Origin of the sequence: Amorphus sp. 3PC139-8, assembly GCF_040750475.1 — a bacterium.
Taxonomy (GTDB): domain Bacteria; phylum Pseudomonadota; class Alphaproteobacteria; order Rhizobiales; family Amorphaceae; genus Amorphus.
This window is the reverse complement of sequence record NZ_JABJVY010000021.1, coordinates 76865-96278: the sequence shown is the minus strand read 5'-3', so window position 1 is coordinate 96278 and position 19414 is coordinate 76865. Positions and strand designations below refer to the sequence as shown.

At 64.1% G+C, this 19414-nt stretch carries 18 protein-coding genes; 12 read left to right on the top strand and 6 right to left on the bottom strand.

Annotated elements, in window-relative coordinates; genetic code table 11:
* The 3 genes from HNS03_RS18430 (at window position 1) to HNS03_RS18420 (ending at window position 2567) form a co-directional block, all read left to right on the top strand.
* Window positions 1-726 carry an alanyl-tRNA editing protein gene (locus HNS03_RS18430; RefSeq protein WP_367197443.1) on the top strand — a complete coding sequence of 242 codons (726 nt, stop codon included), beginning with the start codon at window positions 1-3 and terminating at the stop codon, window positions 724-726.
* A gap of 306 nt (window positions 727-1032) precedes the next feature.
* Window positions 1033-1899, top strand: coding sequence for a 3-mercaptopyruvate sulfurtransferase (sseA, locus tag HNS03_RS18425; RefSeq protein WP_367197441.1), 867 nt, complete (start codon window positions 1033-1035; stop codon window positions 1897-1899).
* A gap of 71 nt (window positions 1900-1970) precedes the next feature.
* The gene (locus tag HNS03_RS18420; RefSeq protein WP_367197440.1) at window positions 1971-2567 is read left to right on the top strand and encodes a hypothetical protein; all 597 of its coding nucleotides are present in this window, start codon (window positions 1971-1973) and stop codon (window positions 2565-2567) included.
* A gap of 17 nt (window positions 2568-2584) precedes the next feature.
* On the opposite strand, the gene HNS03_RS18415 is transcribed toward HNS03_RS18420, so the two are convergent.
* The 4 genes from HNS03_RS18415 to yajC form a co-directional block, all read right to left on the bottom strand.
* Complete coding sequence (locus HNS03_RS18415) at window positions 2585-3001, bottom strand: Mth938-like domain-containing protein (protein WP_367197439.1); 417 nt, start codon at window positions 2999-3001, stop codon at window positions 2585-2587.
* Between the two features lies 1 nt (window position 3002).
* Window positions 3003-3938 (bottom strand): protein translocase subunit SecF, encoded by a 936-nt coding sequence (gene secF / locus HNS03_RS18410; RefSeq protein WP_367197437.1) that lies wholly within the window; start codon window positions 3936-3938, stop codon window positions 3003-3005.
* A gap of 24 nt (window positions 3939-3962) precedes the next feature.
* Entirely contained in the window at window positions 3963-5573 is a 1611-nt protein-coding gene (secD, locus tag HNS03_RS18405; RefSeq protein ID WP_367197436.1) for a protein translocase subunit SecD, read from the bottom strand.
* Between the two features lie 98 nt (window positions 5574-5671).
* Window positions 5672-6007 carry a preprotein translocase subunit YajC gene (yajC, locus tag HNS03_RS18400; RefSeq protein ID WP_367197434.1) on the bottom strand — a complete coding sequence of 112 codons (336 nt, stop codon included), beginning with the start codon at window positions 6005-6007 and terminating at the stop codon, window positions 5672-5674.
* A gap of 381 nt (window positions 6008-6388) precedes the next feature.
* On the opposite strand from yajC, the gene HNS03_RS18395 reads away from it, so the two are divergent.
* Window positions 6389-7219, top strand: a complete 831-nt coding sequence (locus tag HNS03_RS18395; protein ID WP_367197463.1) for an ATP-binding protein — start codon at window positions 6389-6391, stop codon at window positions 7217-7219.
* Between the two features lie 91 nt (window positions 7220-7310).
* Here HNS03_RS18395 and HNS03_RS18390 read toward each other — a convergent pair whose 3' ends face one another.
* On the bottom strand, window positions 7311-8069 hold the full coding sequence (locus tag HNS03_RS18390; RefSeq protein WP_367197432.1) for a putative bifunctional diguanylate cyclase/phosphodiesterase: 759 nt from the start codon (window positions 8067-8069) through the stop codon (window positions 7311-7313).
* 559 nt (window positions 8070-8628) lie between these two features.
* Here HNS03_RS18390 and HNS03_RS18385 point away from each other — a divergent pair.
* The 8 genes from HNS03_RS18385 (at window position 8629) to HNS03_RS18350 (ending at window position 18244) form a co-directional block, all read left to right on the top strand.
* Complete coding sequence (locus HNS03_RS18385; RefSeq protein ID WP_367197431.1) at window positions 8629-8796, top strand: hypothetical protein; 168 nt, start codon at window positions 8629-8631, stop codon at window positions 8794-8796.
* A gap of 52 nt (window positions 8797-8848) precedes the next feature.
* Window positions 8849-10576: an ATP-binding cassette domain-containing protein gene (locus HNS03_RS18380; protein WP_367197429.1), complete on the top strand. Its 1728-nt coding sequence runs from the start codon at window positions 8849-8851 to the stop codon at window positions 10574-10576.
* Window positions 10563-13562, top strand: a complete 3000-nt coding sequence (lanM, locus tag HNS03_RS18375; protein WP_367197428.1) for a type 2 lanthipeptide synthetase LanM — start codon at window positions 10563-10565, stop codon at window positions 13560-13562. The genes HNS03_RS18380 and lanM overlap by 14 nt, the downstream gene beginning before the upstream one ends.
* Window positions 13549-14217, top strand: a complete 669-nt coding sequence (locus HNS03_RS18370) for a hypothetical protein (protein ID WP_367197427.1) — start codon at window positions 13549-13551, stop codon at window positions 14215-14217. The genes lanM and HNS03_RS18370 overlap by 14 nt, the downstream gene beginning before the upstream one ends.
* Window positions 14214-14987, top strand: a complete 774-nt coding sequence (locus tag HNS03_RS18365) for a phytanoyl-CoA dioxygenase family protein (protein WP_367197426.1) — start codon at window positions 14214-14216, stop codon at window positions 14985-14987. Before HNS03_RS18370 ends, HNS03_RS18365 begins: the two co-directional genes overlap by 4 nt.
* A complete protein-coding gene (locus tag HNS03_RS18360) occupies window positions 14984-15646 on the top strand; it encodes a CatB-related O-acetyltransferase (RefSeq protein ID WP_367197424.1) in 663 nt (220 codons plus the stop codon). Before HNS03_RS18365 ends, HNS03_RS18360 begins: the two co-directional genes overlap by 4 nt.
* The gene (locus HNS03_RS18355; RefSeq protein ID WP_367197422.1) at window positions 15643-16458 is read left to right on the top strand and encodes a hypothetical protein; all 816 of its coding nucleotides are present in this window, start codon (window positions 15643-15645) and stop codon (window positions 16456-16458) included. Before HNS03_RS18360 ends, HNS03_RS18355 begins: the two co-directional genes overlap by 4 nt.
* 247 nt (window positions 16459-16705) lie before the next feature.
* Complete coding sequence (locus tag HNS03_RS18350) at window positions 16706-18244, top strand: putative bifunctional diguanylate cyclase/phosphodiesterase (protein WP_367197421.1); 1539 nt, start codon at window positions 16706-16708, stop codon at window positions 18242-18244.
* Window positions 18245-18362: 118 nt separating this feature from the next.
* Here the strand turns inward: HNS03_RS18350 and HNS03_RS18345 are convergent, their stop codons facing one another.
* Window positions 18363-19226, bottom strand: a complete 864-nt coding sequence (locus HNS03_RS18345) for an aldo/keto reductase (RefSeq protein ID WP_367197419.1) — start codon at window positions 19224-19226, stop codon at window positions 18363-18365.
* Window positions 19227-19414 lie beyond the last annotated feature (188 nt).

Here is a 19414-nt window from a genome sequence, read left to right as displayed (position 1 = left end):
ATGGCCGAACCGACGATCCCCTTGTTCCGCGACGACCCCTATCTCGCGACGTGCGAGGCGACCGTGGTGGGTCATGCCGGAAACGGTGCCATCCTCGACCGAACCATCTTCTATGCAGCCGGCGGCGGTCAGCCCGGCGATATCGGACGGTTTGAGACGGAGACCTCCGGCCCCATATCGGTGTCAGATACGATCTATGGCGAGGATCGGACGACAATCGTCCATGTGCTGGCCGAAGGGACGAGCCTACCGGCGATCGGATCGACCGTTTCGATGGCATTGGACTGGGACCGGCGCCTGCGTCACATGCGGATGCACTCCGCGCTGCATCTTTTGACCGCAGCCCTTCCCTATCCGGTGACCGGCGGGCAGATCGGCGCTGAGGAAAGCCGGCTGGATTTCGATATTCCGGACGCCGGCCTCGACAAGGCGGAGATCACCGACGCCGTGAATCGCCTGATCGAGGCCGATCATGCGATCACCCAGGAGTGGATCACCGACGCGGAGTTGGACGCCAATCCGAGCCTGGTGAAGACCATGAGCGTCAAGCCGCCCCGCGGGTCGGGACAAGTGAGGCTGGTTCGCATCGGAGGCGACGTCGACCTGCAACCTTGCGGCGGCACGCATGTGCGCAGCACGGGGGAAATCGGTCCGATCCTGATCTCAAAGATCGAGAAGAAGGGAAAGCAGAACCGGCGCGTCCGGCTCAAGCTCGACGAACTTTGATGCTGATGCGGGACATCCCCTTCGCTTGCCGGTCTGTACGGTGGCTTCGGCACACCGAAATGGCACGGCCGGAAAGGACGTCTCGTTCGCGATCGATCGGTTCGGGCCGACAGAGCGGGGGTGAACACCCCGATCGCATCGAACCGACGCATTTGACCTTCGAAGCCGGTCGCACGCCGTACTCCCAGGCTAATTCCGCCACGGAGCCGGCTTGTGCGACCGTCCTGCGGTTTCCAGTCCCATGGCGCAGCGCGCCCGGGACCGAAAGCCGCCATCGAAAAGCCTGACACCCGAGGACACGCCCACGTGCAAGACCACCGTTACGACTATCTGGTCTCAACCGCCTGGCTTGCGGACCACATCGACGCACCCGACGTGGTCGTCGTCGACGGCTCCTGGCATCTGCCGACGACCGAACGCAGGGCGGCGACCGAATATCGCGAGGCCCACATTCCGGGCGCCGTCTTCCTCGATATCGACGAAGTGGCCGACCACACCTCCGACCTTCCCCATATGCTCCCAGCCCCGGCTGCGTTCGCAAGCGCCGTGCGCCGGCTCGGAATTGGCGATGGACAGACCATCGTGGTCTACGATTCCGTCGGCTTCTACTCCGCTCCGCGGGTATGGTGGATGTTCCGCGCCATGGGTGCGCCGCGCGTGTTCGTGCTCGATGGCGGCCTGCCCCGCTGGCTGGCCGAGGGACGCCCGGTGGAAGACGGCATCGTGCGCCGCCCGGCCCGTCATTTCACCGCCCGCCTCGACCACGCCATGGTGGCGACCAAGGACGACGTCCTGGCCGCACTGAAATCCGGCGAAGCGGTCGTGGTCGATGCCCGCTCTTCCGGCCGGTTCGCCGGCACGGCGCCGGAGCCCCGCAAGGGCATTCGCTCCGGCCACATGCCCGGCGCCTACAACCTGCCCTACACCAATCTGATCGGCCCGGACGGATCGCTGCGCTCGGTCGACGCGCTCTATACCGCCTTTGCGGATGCCGGTGTGGATCTCGACAAGCCGGTGATCACGACATGCGGATCCGGCGTTTCGGCCGCCGTACTCAATCTCGCGCTCCGCTCTCTTGGCCACACCTCGATTGCCATCTATGACGGCGCATGGGCGGAATGGGGCCGCGACCCCAATCTTCCGGTCGCCGGCAACGGCGAGGGAAACTCATAGCCTCGCTCAATGTTGAAGGGCCGGTTGGGCGCCGGCACTGTCGGAGCGAACGCAGAGGGGACGACAGCACCGTGGCGACATCTCCCCAATCGGCGTCGAGCGACCGCTGGGAATTCCGCGTCTGGCTGCCGCCTGACGTCGTGGACAATCCGCTTGCCGGTTGGCAGGAGACCGGCGAGGACAATCGTACGGATCGCTACCTGCTGCTGCCCGAGCGTCCCGACCTCTTGACCAAATTGCGCGGCGGAGAACGTTTCGAGATCAAGCGGCGCGTCGACCGGAAGCCACCGTTCGAACGCTGGAGCGTTGCGGTATCGGCCGCCTTCCCGTTGGGCCCGGAAATCTGTGCGGCCGTGGGATCTCTCTTGATGCCGCAGCACACCGCTCTTTCCGACACCGACGGCCAGACCGTGACGAACCTGCTGACCGCTCTGACGACGGCTCAGGCCGCCTTCGAAACCCGGTCTGTAACCAAGGTCCGCCATCGCTTCCAGGCGGGCGACGTGATGGGCGAATGGACCTCCGTCACCGTGGAAGAAACCGGCATCCGCGCAACCACGCTCGCCTTCGAAACCGCCGACCTCGACGCGCTGACGGCAGCCGTCGATGGGCTCAGGATTTCAAATGTGCCGAACCGCAACTACGGTGCCTGGCTTCTCGGTACGTAAGACGGTCGGGAACGGGCCTATTCAACAGCCAGCAGCGCGGCGGCCACCCGGCGCTCTTCGGCAAGCAGCACGTTGAAAGTGCGCACCGCCGACCCGGTCGGCATCACCTCGAAGCGGACGGCCGCCTCGCGCAACGTTTCCGACACCGGCTGCGGCAGCGGAAACGGCAACGCGCCCATCCCCACCAGAAGCAGTTCTATCTCCTCCGCTTCGGCCACGACGCGGGCGAAGGCATCTGTATCGAGATCCTTCGGCCGTTCCGGCGTCCAGGCGTAGATGCCGGACGGGACGCAGAGGATGGAGCCGCGGTGGGACATATCCGCGAAGCGGAATCCGCCGGCGCCGTAGGCATCGACCGGAGCCCGCCCCGGATAGTGCGCCTCTTTCAGGACGATACCCGGCGGGACCTCGCGCCCCTCCCCGCCTGGTGCCATCTCAGGACGCTCCTGCCGTGCTTGCCTCGCCCGCGGCCGAGCCGGCATCGGGGCGAAGCTTGAACATGATGAGGAGCGGCGCTGCCACGAAGATCGAAGAGTAGGTGCCGATCAGCACGCCCCAGATCATCGCGAAGGTGAAGGACCGGATCACCTCGCCGCCGAAGACGAACAGCGCGATTAGCGCAATCAGCGTGGTGATCGAGGTCATCAACGTGCGCGACAGCATCTCGTTGATCGACTGGTCGATCAGTTGCGCCAGCGGCATCTTTTTGTAGCGGCGAAGATTTTCGCGCAGCCGGTCGTACACGACGACGGTGTCGTTCAACGAGTAGCCAACGATGGTCAAGACAGCCGCGATACTGGTCAAGTTGAACTCCAACCCGACCACCGCAAACATCCCGATGGTTATCAGCACGTCGTGGGCCGTGGTGATAACCGCGCCGAGCGCGAAGTGCCACTCGAACCGGAACCAAATGTAGATCATGATCGCGAGCAGAGCCGCGACCACCGCGATCACGCCGGCCCGGGCCAATTCCGATGACACCCGCGGCCCGACGATTTCGACACGGCGGAAATTCACCCGATCGCCGAACATGTCGCGCAGGAGCTGGATGGCCCGCTGCTGGGCATCGTCGCCGCCGGGCTGACGCTCGACGCGGATTAGGACATCGTCGGGAGCACCGAACTCCTGGATCTGGACATCACCCAGATTGAGCTCGCCGATCTCACGGCGCAACTCGGCTATGTTCGCCGGACCGTCCTTGGTCTGGATCTCGACCAGCGTACCGCCCTTGAAGTCGATGCCGTAGTTCAGGCCGACCGCGAAAAACAGAACGATCGACAGGACGGACAGCAGCGTCGACAGGGCGAAGCCCAGCCTCCAATATTTCATGAAGCTGAACTTGGTGCCTGTAGGCAGGGACAGAAGAGGCATGCTTGGCTCCGCCGTTTCAGCCGATCACAGAGGGATGGCCGACGGCCGTTTCATCCGCACCCATTGCGCAACGAGCAGACGGGTGAACAGGAAGGCCGAGAATACGGTCGTCACGATACCGATCGCCAGCGTCACGGCGAACCCGCGAACCGGCCCGGACCCGAGTTGGAACAGGATCACGGCGGCGATCAGGGTCGTGATATTGGCGTCGAGGATGGTTCCGAGCGCGCGCGAGAAGCCGGTGTCGATCGCTGTAATGGCCGACCTGCCGGATTTCGCTTCCTCGCGTATGCGTTCGTATATCAGCACGTTGGCGTCCACCGCCATGCCCATGGTCAGCACGATGCCTGCGATACCGGGCAACGTCAGCGTTGCTTGCAGCAACGACAACAACGCCAGGATCAGGATCACGTTCGCCACCAGCGCGATGTTGGCGAACACGCCGAACAGACCGTAAACCAGGATCATGGAGAGGGTGACGCCGATCACAGCGGCAACCGCCGCGATCTTGCCCGCCTCGATGGAATCCTGACCGAGACCCGGCCCAACCGTGCGCTCCTCCACGATCTCCAGCTTGGCCGGCAACGCACCCGCCCTCAGAAGGATCGCGAGGTCGTTGGCGGTCTGGACCGTGAAGTTGCCGGAGATCTGCCCCGATCCGCCGAGAATCGGCTCTCGGATCACCGGCGCGGAGATCACCTCGTTGTCGAGCACGATCGCGAACGGTCGGCCGACATTGTTGGAGGTGACATTGCCGAACTTGCGCGCGCCGCCGGTAGAGAGCCGGAAGGTCACGACAGGCTCGTTGGTCTGCTGGTTGAACGTCGCCTGGGCGTCGGTGAGATCCTCACCGTTGAGGAGCGGCGCTTCCTCCACCACGTAGGGCTGAGGCGGGTCGTCCAGCGAGTAGAGAACCGTGGTGCCTGGCGGTGGTCGCTGCTCGATCGCCTGGCGGGGATCAACGCTGTTGTCGACCAGGTGGAAGGTGAGCTGCGCGGTCTGTCCGACCAGGGCTTTGAGACGCTGAGGATCATCGAGACCCGGCGCCTCGACCAGGATGCGGTCTTCGCCTTCCCGCTGAATGCTGGGCTCAGTGGTGCCCAGTTCGTCGATACGCCGACGGATCACTTCGATCGACTGCTGAACGATCGAGCGGATGCGCTGCGCCAGCCCGTCCTCGGTGAAGGTGAAGCGGATCAGCCCCCCCTCGCCCGTGGTCATCTCGAACTCGTTGACGGTCCCCTGTCCGAACAGCGTCGACTGTAGCGGATTGACGAGATCGGCAAGCCGCTCCTGTGCGTCTTCGAACTGGGCGGTGTCGCGGATGCGAACCTGGGCGCCGTTGTCGGCCACCCCGAGGCCGGTATAGCCGATGCGCGGATCCTCCCGCAGCGCTGTCCGGATATCGCCGACGAGCGCGGTCAGCCGCTTCTGCTCGTAGTCCTGACGGTCGACCTGGTAGAGCAGATAGGCGCCACCTTGAAGATCGAGGCCGAGAACGATCTGCCGATGCGGCAGCCAGGACGGCCAGTTTTCAACCGACGACTTCGGAAACAGATTCGGAAGCACCGCCAGGATGCCGAGGATCACGGCACCGACAATGAGAACGATCTTCCAGCGCGCGAAATAAAGCATCGAATGCCTATCGATGAGGACCGCGACGAGTCATGCCCCACCCCAAGCCGGGCGGCACGCCACCATCGCAGGTGGAGCCGGCTGAATTGGGGCCGGCCTCAGCCGTTGTCGTTGACCGGCTCGCTCTTGGCGCGAACCTCGGTGATGGTGCTGCGGACCAGCCGGACGCGAACGCCTTCGGACAGCTCCACCTGGACTTCGTTCTCGTCCACGACCTTGGTGATCTTGCCGATCAGTCCGCCGGCCGTCACAACGGTGTCGCCGCGACGCAGCGCGGACACCATCTCCTGATGCGCCTTCATGCGCTGACGCTGCGGCCGCAGCACCAGGAAGTACATGATCGCGAAGATCAGGATGAATGGCAGAATGGAGACGATCATCTCGCTGCCGCCACCACCGCCGAATCCCTGGGCATAGGCTGGGGTCACCCACATGAACCGTACTCACCTCGTCTGTTTGGCCTTTGGCTCACGATCCTGATCTCAGGTCTCAGCGACCGGACATCAGGACCGTGATCGATCTCAATAAGTTAGAGCGGGATGCGGACGAAAAATCGGCACCCGTGTTTCCCCATCCCCTCTTGCGGAGGATTGCTCCCCGGATCTCGCGGCGGGCCTGAATTTGCGGTCTCCGCCTTGATCTCGAAAAACGGCGCGGACTATAGCGGCCATGGTGGCCTTTGCAAACGAAACCCGTTTTCCAGCGCCAATGCCGGCCGACGCTCCCGTAATCCGCCGGAACGCCATCGCCCATTCAGGAGACGACAGACCTTGGACAACGCCGATATCGCCGCTCTCACCACCCGTCTGGACGCGTTGATCTCGCTGATCGAACGGGCGGTGCCCGCCATGCCGGAGGCTGCCGATTTCGACGCGGCCGACGCCTTCGTTTGGCAGCCGCGGCCGGGCCGCCTCGAACCGGTCGGACGGGTCAACCGGGTGGCGATCGGCCTGCTCAAAGGCGTCGACCGGATGCGCGATCAGCTCGTCGACAACACCGAGCGATTCGCGCGCGGGCTGCCGGCCAACAACGTGCTTCTCTGGGGCGCGCGCGGCATGGGCAAATCGTCTCTGGTCAAAGCGGCCCATGCGCACGTGAATCGGAACACCGGCACGCGGACGCCGTTGAAGCTGATCGAGATCCACCGCGAGGACATAGAAACCCTTCCCGCGCTGATGACCATGCTGCGCGCCAGCGAGCACCGCTTCCTCGTCTTCTGCGACGATCTGTCGTTCGATGGCGGCGATGCCTCCTACAAATCCTTGAAGGCTGTCCTGGAAGGCGGGATCGAAGGGCGTCCGGAGAACGTGCTGTTCTACGCGACCTCGAATCGGCGCCACCTCCTGCCCCGCGACATGGTCGAGAACGAGCGTTCCACCGCGATCAATCCCGGCGAGGCGGTTGAAGAGAAGGTCTCCCTGTCGGACCGGTTCGGGCTGTGGCTCGGCTTCCACAAGTGCAATCAGGACGAATATCTTGCTATGGTGACCGGCTATGCGGATCACTACGGGCTCTCCGTCGATTCCGATCGACTGCGCGCGGAAGCGCTGGAATGGGCAACCACGCGCGGCTCGCGATCCGGTCGCGTGGCCTGGCAGTTCATTCAGGATCTGGCGGGACGCCTGGAGCGCCCGCTCAGCGACTGACAGCCGAGCACGCCCGAGGCGAGATGCAAGCGAAATGCGGGGACTCGCTATCCGGACGGCGCTCCGGTTCCCGGGTCCGTCCCGCGAGACCCTACAGCAGGTCTTCGATCGCCTCGGCCGACAGCGGAAAGCCGAAATAGTGACCTTGGGCGAGCTCGCATCCCGCCTCCTTGAGCCAATCCATCTGGCCAACCGTCTCCACGCCTTCGCCAATGGTCGACAGGCCCAGTTCCCGGCTAAGCGCAATGATCGAGCGGACGATGGTCCTGTTTTCCGCCCGCTCAAGAATCGCCTGGAGGAAGGAGCGATCGATCTTCACCCGGTCGAACGGCAGCATGTGCAGGTGGCCGAGATTGGCGTAGCCGGTGCCGAAATCGTCGAGGGCGAGCCGAATGCCGTGAGCCTTCAAGGTCTGGAAGATCTTGGCCGCCCGGCTCCAATCGAGCATCGGATTGCCTTCGGTAACCTCGATCTCGAGCCGATGCGGCGGAAAGCCGGTACGATCCAAAACCGACAAGATCTTATCGGCAAGCCCGGCGTCGTGAAACTGGTGCGGCGAGACGTTGACGGCGATCTGAACGGGTGACCGCCACTTCAGCCCATCCACGCACACCCGCCGCAACATTTGGAAGAACAGATCTCCGATGAAGCCACCGGATTCGGCCGCGGGAATGAACCGCTCCGGCGCGATCAGGCCATCGCAGGGATGCGCCCAACGCGCCAGCGCCTCCACGGCAACCACGTCGCGAGACACGAGCTCAACGATCGGCTGATAGTGCGGATAGACCTGATCGCCACGCACCGCTTCGCGGACGGCACCGCTCAGCGCCGCTTGCGAGGCCGGCGACATCCGGTGGAACGCCTGCCGACGCTCCCAATCTCGCGGAAAGATACTGTCGTTGCCAGTTTCTACGGAAGGCACGTTCTTGTTGTCCCAAGCAGCACTACGCAGCATGTCTTTTGCAGCCGAACTCGCAGTGGCGGCCACTCACCTCACGCGGTCAAGACGTGCGCTCGACCCGGACGGGCCGAGACTGCGGCTTGCGTCCTGGCCTTGCATGACGGGCCACACTCTCCCCCAGAGCGAACCCGATCCACGCATTCACCAAAGCGTAACCTTTTCATATTCGGTTTTACTTATAAAGCCAATTCGAATCTGTCGCGCCGACAATAGGCAAAAGACTGCGCAATTGCTGCACCCTCAGCGCAGGTCTAGCGGCACCATATGTTTCACAAATGCGCAAGATCCGGCCTTCGTGACCGGTCCGCTTCCGCAACCTTTTCATTCAAGAGCTTGTGCGGCGTGAAAAACCCCGCATAAGCTTTTCTCGCGGGACTTGGATTTCCTGCCGGTCGCGGTGGCCGGCGGAGCGGCCTGCATTTTTTTGCCCTTAGCAGAGGAAATAGAAATGCGCACTTTCTCCGTCGACATCAAAGACCAGGTTCAGAATGACGTTGCCGACGCCTCCGCGCGCCAGCCGGAGAGCGAGACCCTGGTCGACACCGTGTTCCTGTCGACTGCCCGCTCCGGCCAAGGGACCTGCATTCATCAGTCGCGGTCGATCACCAAGAGCTGAGTTGTCCCTTCTCCGGCTTGCATCCTGCAAGCCGGCCCCCCATCGGATTTGAATGCTACCGCCCTGGATTCTCGCCGCGCTCAAGCCCGCCTGCGGACGCGTCGCCTCAGCGCTGTCGCTCCTTCTCCTCGAAAAAGCGATCTATTCGGCACTGCCGCTGGTGTTCGGCGCGCTGATCAACCTGTTCGTCGCCGATCAGCTTTCGCCGGGCGTTCTGCTCTTGCTCGTCGGGTACGGGATCGCGGGCTTCCTTGTCGTGGCGGCCGAACAGGTGCGCGAGCTGGCGTTCCTGCCTGTGATCCAGCGCGCCCAGCGCCGGCTGGTCTCCTCCGCCCTGGTCGAACTCCACGCCAAGAGCCCGGAATTCCATGCCGGCCACGCCTCGCCGGCACTCACCCGCCTGATCAGCCGCGCCGCCTGGAGCCTGGAATCGGTCTTCTCGGTCGGCCTGTTCGACATCGTCCCCGCAATCCTCCAGGTGCTGATCGCCATGGGTATCCTGGCGGTTGCCGTCGATTGGCAGACCTCGGCGGTCCTGCTCCTCATGGCGGCCGGCTATGCCGCCGTCACCCTACGCGCGGTCAACAAGCAGCAAGGGCTTTATCGCCGCCGGCTGGATGCCGACAGCCACATCAACGCGATCGTCGGAGACAGCCTGTTCAACCGCGATCTGGTCGCCGCTTACGGCAACGCGAATGAAGAAGCCCGCCGTCTCAGTGTCGGCCAGGACGCGCTAGAGCGGGCCTGGACGCTTCAGAAGCGCCAGCAGGCGACCATGCGGATCTGGCCGACGCTGATCGTTCAGTCCGGCATCGTGCTGATCCTGCTCGCCACGATGCTCTCCGGCGACGAGCCGGTGACCGCAGGCGAGCTGGTGATGGTCAACATGCTGGTGATGAACGCGTTTGCGCCGCTACAATCGGTCGGCCTGCTCTACACCGCCTTCATGCAGTCCTTTACCGATTTGCGCGCGCTGGACCATGTCCTCGCCCAAGAAACGACCGCCCCGCCAAGCGCGGCGCGCGCGCCACTTGTCCTGCGAACGCACCTGGAAGGCAAAGGGCTGACGGCGACGACCCGCGCCGGCGCGCGGCTCGTCGACCACGTCGACCTGACGCTTCCAACCGGCACGATCACGGCCGTGGTCGGGCCGTCGGGCGCGGGCAAATCGACGCTCGTTCGGCTCATCGCCGGGCTTTCGGAGCCCGCGGCTGGGGAAATCCTTTGGGACGGCGTCCCGATCGCGCCGAACGCGCTCAGGGCGAACAGCCTGTACGTCTCGCAAACGCCCGCTCTCTTCAACGACACGCTCCTCTACAACATCCGCTACGGCAAGCTCGACGCCAGCGACGGCGATGCCATGCGAGCAGCTCTCGAAGCGCGGCTCGGCGAATCCTTTCAGACGCGGCCGGACGGAATCGAGAGCCCGGCCGGCGAGGCCGGAGTGAATCTGTCCGGCGGCGAGCGCCAACGGGTCTGCATTGCCCGCGCGCTTCTGGCTCCACGTCCGCTGATGATCCTGGATGAAGCGACGTCCCAGCTCGATTCGGTGACGGAACGCGCGGTGATTGCCAACCTTCATGCCGCGGTGACCGACGCCACCTTCGTCGTCATCACCCACCGGCTGGAGACGATCACCGAAGCCGACCAAATCCTCTATATGGAGGCCGGGTCGATCCGGGAAACGGGATCGCACGAGATGCTTCTTCGCCTCGGTGGCGGCTATGCGGCGCTCTGGGCCGCCCGGCGGCGGGAAATGGCATCCGATGCGGAGGGATGATTTTCTCGGCCGGCTCGGTGCGCGAAGCGCCACGCTTCCGGATCGGCTGACCGCCGCACGGCCCGATCCCGTGCAAACGGCAGAGGCCGTTTCCATTGCAGACCGGCGGCTCGATCGCTGGCGCCGCCATCTCAATCGTTTTGATCCGGAGGGCTTCGCTCGACGGCTCAGACTGTCCGGGATCGATTTCTCAGACACCGAACTCCGCGACCGGCTTGCCCCCTGGCGACCGAATGAAGATCAAACGCCCCCGCTCGATTGGATGATCGATGCCTGGCGCCTTGCGGACGCCATGGCCTGTCCGCCAGCCACACGGCTTCACACGGACGATCCAATCCCGTTCGAGGATCTGTTCTCCGGACTTGCCGCCGAGGAGTGCGCACAGCTCTGGTCCGATGCGCCGGAGACCGCTCTCTTTTCCGCACCCGCACGGAACGCGCTCGCCCGTGGGCTGATCGCCGCACTTTCCAACGCGCTCGCAAGCTGTCTGGAATACGAGTTCGCGCTTTTCCGCCAACATCAAGGGGCGGACCGACGCCCGGATTCGCGCGCCCACTATGACGCCTTTCTCGACATTTTAAGAGAAGGACAGACGGCTCCGCTGCTGGTGAAATATGCCGAAGCCACTCGCCGGACGTCCCTCGGGCGGGCGCAATGGCGGCAACAGGCGCGGGCGCTGGTCCAGCGGTTCGCCGAAGATCGCTCGGCTATCGCAGAAACGTTCGGCTGGGCGACAGAAAGCCTGATCGTCGAAGCGCTCGATTTTGGCCTTTCCGACCGGCATCACGGCGGCGCCCAGGTCCACAGGCTCCATTTTTCCGGCGGCCGAACCCTTTACTACAAGCCCCGGCCGCTCGGCCTGGAGGCGGCGATCGGAACGCTGACCGAAGAGCTTGGCCCAACCGGCAGCGCCATTCTGCCCACCATGCTCGATCGGGCGACCCACGGCTGGTCCAACGGGATTGCGGCCGAAGCGCCGGACCTCTCAACCTACTACCAAGCCGCCGGCCGCACGCTGGCGCTCGCCTGGGTGTTCGGGGCGAGCGACCTCCACGACGAGAATGTGATCGCGACCGCAGCCGGCCCAAAGGTGGTCGATGCGGAGACCTTCGCAACACCGCTGCCGCGCGCGTTTGCGCCGTCGCCCGTGCAGGCGCTGGCCATGGCCGAATATGACACCGTTCTGCGGCCCGGCCTGCTGCCGCGCTGGACCTCCTATGCGGACGGCCATCCGGTTCAGATCAGCGGTCTCGCTCCGGGGGGCGATCGGGCGAGCGGTGTCACGGCCAACCGGTTCATAGACATCAACACCGACGCCATGACGGTCGAAGCGCGAGAGATCGTCATCACCCGTGCCAGCGACAACGTCCTTCCCGACCATGATCCCGCTGCGTACGCGGACGCTGTTCTTGCAGGCTTCCGGGCCGCCTGCGGCGGTTTCCGCTGGAGCTCCGTCCAAGACGGGCGAAGGCGCGTGCGGGAAGCGCTGGCGGGCCGAACCACCCGCGTCCTCGTGCGCGACACCCACGCCTATGCCGGGCTTCTTGAACGGCTTCGCCAACCGCAATTCGCGCTGACGACGCTCGACACGGACATCGAGATTGAAAGCCTGGCGGCATCCTTTGTCGCGACGGAGGACGCAACGACGCTCTGGCCGCTCTATCTTCACGAACGGGAGCAGCTTGGTCGCGGAGACGTTCCCACCTTCTCCGTCGATGTCGGAGCAACACGCTGGCGCGCCCGCGACGGCAGCGAGGTCGCGCTTTTTTCGCGTTCCGGGCTCGACCTGATCGACGAGACCATCGCCGCGCTCGACGAGGACACGATCGCCATCCAGGACGCGTTGATCCGAACCGTCTTTCACCGGATACGCGACACCGGGCCGCCAGAGCCCGGCGTCAAACCGATGAGGCTGACGAGAGATGTAGCCATCTCGGAGGCCGGTCGGATCGGCGACCTCCTGCTGAAGATGGCAAGTCGCCACCAAAGCGACGACGGCCGCGAGACCCTTTCCTGGTTCGCCCCGCGCCTTTCGTCCGCGGACGGGCAGGCGCGGATCAAGACCCTGCCGATCGATCTCTACGACGGGCAAGCGGGGATCGGCCTGTTTCTGGCCGCCCTTTCGCGTGTCTCCGGCAAAGATCGCTACGCCAACGCGGCGCGCGCCGCCCTGCAGCCGGTGCAGAGGATCAACCATCATGGAATGGGGGACGGCCGGCGCGGCGGTTGCGTCGGACCGGCCTCGCTGGCCTATGCGCTGCGCCAAGCCGGTCATCTTCTGGGCGACCAAGAGCTTCAAGACGCCGCGTGCGACTGGGCCGCGATCGCCGCCTTGGCGCACGTGACTCCCGATCCGGACTGGATCGACGGTCGAGCCGGCGAGGCCGTTGCGCTCCTGCCCTTTCGGACGCGTCTGCCGAATGGTTGGACCCAGGCGGTTCTCGACCGGCTCGCCACGGCCGCGCCACCAAAGGCCGGCGCGGGGCATGGCTTGGCCGGAATCCTCCATGCGTTCCACCGTTTCTCAGGGACGCCGCCGGCCGACATGAACACGCGCCTGGGCTGCCATTGGAGTGCGGATACGAGGGATTGGAGCCACGAGCCTGCCGCCACCGGCTGGAGCAACGGAACCGAAGGCATCGTTTTGATGCTCCACGAGACCGGTTTGGCACCCGACGACATCGCGACCGCCCTCGACCGCCTCGCCGCCGCCCCCGAGTGCGATTTCGACACGCTATCCGCGGGAACAGCAGCGCGCATCGAGATGTGGCGGACGGTGGGCGATCCCGAGCGGGCGCGCGAAGCGGCCGCGGCTCTTTGCATGCGCGCGGTCCGCGAAGGCCGGTTTCGGGTGCCCGGTGGCGGCGTGCCCCTGCCCGGCCTCTTCGACGGGCTCGCCGGCATCGGCTACACCCTCTTGCGCCTCGACCACGCCGAACTCGTTCCCTCCGTTCTATTGCTTGAGGATTTCGATGCGGCCTTATGAGCCCGACCGGCTGCTGGTCTCCGTGCACATTCCCAAATGCGCCGGCACCTCGTTGGCCGCATGGCTGCGCACCGCCTTCCACGGGCGGCTGCATCTGCACTATCCCGACGCAGAACCGCCCGAACGCACGCCCGGCGGCGCCGGCTGGTGCGTGCATGGCCATTTCTACCACCATGCCTGGCCGATCGGCGTGCGCGATGTCTACCCCGAAGCGCGCCAGTTCATCACCGTCCTGCGCGATCCTCTGGAGATGATGGTGTCGAGCTACTTCTTTCAGGTGGCAATGGGCGACCGGCCCGCCGATACGCTGACGGCCTGGCTCGAAGATGTCCTGACCTGGCCGTGCCTGTTTCCCTATCTCGGCCTGCCAGTCGATCTCCGCGATCCCGATCTGGTCGACCGCCTCGCCGAGGACCTTGTGTGGATCGGGACGGTGGAGCGGCTCGGCAGCGGGCTTCCTGTGCTTGCCCGCCGTCTCGGCGTCGCGTGTCCGCCGCTGCCGCGCTCCAACGCTGCCCTCCGCTCGGAACGCCTCGCCGATCCGGAGCGCTGGCGCGAGCGCATGCGGGACCGTTTTCCTGCCGAACATCGGCTTTACGACTTCGCCGTGACGACGGCCGAGCAGGAGGCAGCCCAAATGGCTGGAGAGTCATGACCAGCGAACCACCGCCCACCGTTCCCGATGGCTCCACCCTGCTCCGCGATCTTCGCCGCGACGGCGTCGTGATCCTGCCGGGACTTCTCGCTGAGGATCGGCACGCCCTTCTGGAAGAGCACGAACGGGCCACCTCCGGCGCGCTTTCGCGCATCAAGCCACCCTACGAAATGGATGGCGAGCGGATCTTCGCCGCCACCAGCCAAGATCTCGCCGCTGCTGGCTTCGACCGACTGCACGGCGCCCTCGCCCCCGCCTGGTTCTGCGCCCTGGCCGGAGCCTATTTCGGCTTGGCCTCTGCGCCTCAAGTCGAGTTCATCTCGCTTGCCGTCGACAGCCCCAAGCGGGACGTCGACGGGCCCGGAAACCACCATCCCCACTGGGATCCAACCCTGACGCTTCGGCTGATGCTCTATGTGAGCGATGTCGACGTGGATAGCGGTGCGCTTGCGGTGAAGCGCGGCACCCATTACGCCAACCACCGCATCCGCCTGCAGGAGTGGCGCGACGGTCTCGACTACCGGGAACGTCCTGTCTGCGCAGGCGCGGACATGCCCTTCGAGGACATCGAAGCACCGGCCGGGACAGTGCTCGTCTTCGACACCTCCATCACCCACCGGCGCGGGCTCCTGAGCGAAGACCGCACACGCCGCGTCGCATTCGGCCACATTCATTCGCCGCTTGCCGAAAAGCAGCTCACCGGCGTCGCTTTCTCCGCCATCGAACCGGCCATGCTGTGGCCACATGCTCCACACGAGGCCGCTCCATGAGTCTTGCGGAAAACCAGCTCCACGCACTTGCGAGCTTCACCGACTGGCTCGGCCCCGAGGCGGTCGACATTGCCGATTTCGCCGGCGATTTCCGCCGCTTCCAATTCCTGGAGAAGAGCTGCCGCGTCGGCGCAGAGTTTTCCGCCCATAACTTCCTGATGGGACGGAATTCCTACTTTCATTGCCGCACCCAAATGCCGAACAACGTGGTCATCGGGCGGCACTGCTCCATCAATGCGCTTGCCCTCGTCGGCGCGGTGTCGCACCCGGTCGATCGCCTCACCACCGGGCTTCTGGACATCGACGCCGAAGCGCTCGACGACCTCACCGAAGCCCAGATGATCGAGAGCCTGAGCCCGACGGTGATCGGCTGCGATGTCTGGATCGGCGCGAATGCGATCGTGCTGGACGGCTGCCATATCGGCCATGGCGCGTGCGTGGCGGCGGGCGCGGTGGTGACCCATGTCGTCCCGCCCTACGCGATCGTGGGCGGCGTCCCTGCCCGCCTGATCCGCTACCGCTTCGACCAGGAAACCCGCGAGCGCCTGCTAACCAGCCGCTGGTGGGAACTGCCGCAGTCGATCGTCAGCACGTTGCCGTCCCATGACATCGCCGCCTCGCTGCGCATCGCCGAGGGCTTTTGGGAAAGTCACGCATGAACGTTCCATCCGCACCGCTTCCCTCCGAGCGCCGTTTTCTGGATCTGGTGTCCGCCGCCGAGGTCGTGGAAGATCCCTGTCCGCACCTGTTCCTGGACGGGCTCTTCAGCGACAATGAGCTCCAGGCGCTCTACGACCACCTGCCGGACGAGACTTTGTTTCAGGATGTCGGCAGCGGCCTCCATACCTTCCAGACCTGGCGGGAGGCCGACGATCTCGACAAGCTCGATGCCCGTCAGAGCGCCTATTTCCAGCGTCTGGAACAGGAGCTCTTCACGCCGCAAGTGGCGAACGCCTTCTATCAGAAATTCCGCCCGAGCCGAGAACGGCTGTTCGACCACCTCTTCGGCGAGACGGCCGCAACCCGATTGACGGAAATAGAGCTCGCCGACTGGTCGATGGCCGGTGCGCTGAACATCCGCGACCAATCCAGCGAGTTGCCAATCCATTTGGACTGGCCCAACCGGCTGATCAGCATCGTCGTCTATCTGGCGCCGGAAGACGGCTGGCGCGAGGACTGGGGCACCCGGCTCTACGAGGTTCGCCGCGACCTTTCTCCCGCCGACGCGCTCGGTCTGATGGCCCGGACCAAGCCGCAGGAGCTGATTTCCGTCGATACCGAGCAATACCGAACGATCGACTTTCGCCCCGGCCGCGTCACCGCCTTCATGAACACAGCCTGGTCGCATCATGGCGCCGCGATCGAACCCACCGCCGGCTCGCACGCTCGTCGCTGGTGCTTGGTGAAAGGGCTTAATCTCACCTTGGGCGCCACCGAGGCCATCTTCGGCCTGCCGCCTGAACTCAGATAATCAACGCCATTTCAAGAAAAGCGAGACTTGGCAATCGGTCCGACACACGCTTGGCCTTGATTTGCTTTTCGGGTGATTGTGCGTGCCCACGGCAAGGTGTTTCCGGCAACCGGATCGATGCGTCCGGACCGGATCGATTTTTCCGCCTCTTGCCAGCACGGGCATCAAAGCTAAAAATTACGTGTCGACGTATAGTTTTAGATTCGGGATTTGCGCCGAGCCCAACAAATTTTTTTGGCAGATGAAAATGCTTCAGACACGAGCTGGCCGCGACGGCCTCATCGCCATACTCGTTGGAGGCGCGCTCTATGGTCTGTTTCTCTACATCGATATCTACGATTCCTTTCACGAGTTTATGCTTCAGCACGAGGACTGGGAACTCGACGAACTCATCACGGCACTCCTGGTGGTCGGCGTGGTCGGCTTCATCTACGGATGGCGCCGCCACCAAGACTTAAGAGCGGAGATGCGTCGGCGCGACCGGGCCGAGCAAACGGCCGTCTGGTACGCGTTCCACGATCCTCTGACCCAGTTGTTCAATCGGCACTACGCCGATGAGAACGTGGTCGGCGAACTCGGCCGCACCGTCGGCGAGATGCCCAACACCATCTTCGCCCTCGATCTGGATGATTTCAGAGGCATCAATGACTTAATCGGCCAGAATGGCGGCGATAAGCTTCTGCAGATTGTGGCGGACCGGTTGAGAAACCTCTTTCCCGGTGACGAAATCATCCGCCTCGGCGGCGACGAATTCCTCGTTCTCTCGCAAATTCCCTTCGATGGCGCCCTGGAAGAGACCGTGACGGATACGATCCGAAGGCTCGGCGAGCCGATGCTGATCGGCAGTGTCCAGGTGGCAATCGGGGCCTCGGTCGGCATCTGCAACCCGCGCGAACACGCGACCAACATGGGCGATGCCATCCAGTGCGCCGAACTCGCCTTGAATGATGCGAAACAGCACGGAAGGAACAGCATCCGCGTCTTCGATCCCGCGCTCCAGGAAGAGGTCAGCAAACGGATCGCCCTGGAACACGCACTGCGCGAGGCCATCCGCACCGATTCCATCGTGCCTTACTACCAGCCGCTAATCACGCTCGGGACCGGCGTCTTGCATGGCTTTGAGACGCTCGCGCGTTGGACCGACGAGAGCGGCGCCCCTATCCCGCCAACCGTGTTTATCGGAATCGCCGAAGAGGCCGGTTTGATTGCCGACCTCTCCGACAACCTCCTCCGCCGAGCCTGCATCGATGCGCTCGCCTGGCCGAAGGAGGCGCGATTGGCCTTCAATATTTCGCCCTTGCAGCTCACGGACCGGACGCTGGGCGCGCGTATCCTGCAAATCCTGCACGAGACGGGCTTCCCGCCGGATCGTTTCGAAGTGGAAATCACCGAAAGCGCGCTGGTCCAGGAACTCGCGGTGGCGGGCGAGGTCATCGATGAACTCCGAAACGCCTCCGTTCAAATCGTCCTCGACGATTTCGGCACGGGCTATTCGAGCCTTTCGCAACTCTCAAACATCCCGTTTGACGAGATCAAGATCGACCGCAGCTTCGTCTCGTCGTTCGAGACCGACGAGCGGCAGATGAACGTCATCAAGGCGATCGTCGGCCTCAGCCACGGGCTGGGCGTCGTCACCACCGCCGAGGGCATCGAAGAGCTCAGCCAATCGGAGAATCTGAAGCGCCTCGGATGCGACTTCGGGCAAGGCTATCTGTTCGGCAAGCCGATGCCTGCGAGCGAGGTCGCCGGCTATCTGGCATCGTCGCCTTGGAAGAGGTTCGAATAGGCGCGAACGCGTGGAAGCGCGGCGGAAATGGACGAGAAGATTTCTTTGTCCATTTCCGCCGCGCACCGTTATCGGGTAGCTGCTCCCGCCTTCCCATGCGGACGGGCCGTTCGTCAGCTCACATCTTGCCGCCATAGACGGGAAAGACGCTGGCGTCGCCGTAGTCCTTGATGCGCTCGACGGCTTTCAGCGTTTCCATGTCCGCGTCGGAGATCTCGAAATCCACCGCTGCGTTGGTGCGCATGTGGTCCGGGTTCGCCGTCTTCGGCAGCGGGAGCAGACCGAGCTGCAGGCAGTAGCGGATGCTGAGCTGCGGCACGCTGACACCGTATTTCGCGGCGATGTCGGCAATTTCCCTGTTGTCCAGGATCTTGCCGTGGCCGACGGGCGAGTAGGCTTCCACCAGCAGGCCCTTGCTCTTGGCATAGTCGATCAGATCGAACGGCGTGTTGCTGATATGCGCCAGGATCTGGTTCAGCATCGGCTTGACGGCGACCTTGTCCAGCAGGTTGTCCAAATCCGCCTTCTGGAAGTTGGACACCCCGATCGCGCGGAGCTTGCCGGCGTTATAGGCCTCTTCCAGCGCACGCCAGGCTTCCACGTTGCCTTCGAAGAAGCGATCTTCGTCGCCGAAATTCTGCCAAGGCTGCGGGCTGTGGATGATCATGAGGTCGATCTGGTCGAGCCCGAGCGTTTGCAGCGATCCGTCGATCGCCTGTTTCGCGTCCGTGTAATTCTTGTGCGACGCATCCAACTTGGTCGTCACGAAGATCTCGTCACGCGCGAGGCCGCAGGTGCGAACCGCTTCCCCTACGCCGCGTTCGTTGCCGTAGGCCTGGGCCGTATCGATGTGGCGGTAGCCGAGTTTCACCGCCGCCTTCACGGCCTCGGCGACTTTGTCGTCGTCGATCATCCACGTTCCGAGCCCGAGCTTCGGGATCGCGACGCCGTTGGACAGGGTATAGGTCTCTTCCAGGATCATCTGAGCATCTTTCCTGCAGGTTTTCTAACGTCAGACCCGTCGTCTCGATCGGCGGGATGCGCTCGAATTGTTCGCGGCGGCAGCTCATCTCGTGCTCCCTGCCGATGGTGCCAGATCCGCTCACGTCAACCTATTGCCGCCGGCCCCGTGTGATAAGCGGCATGAAATTGATTTGAATCATGAGTGCT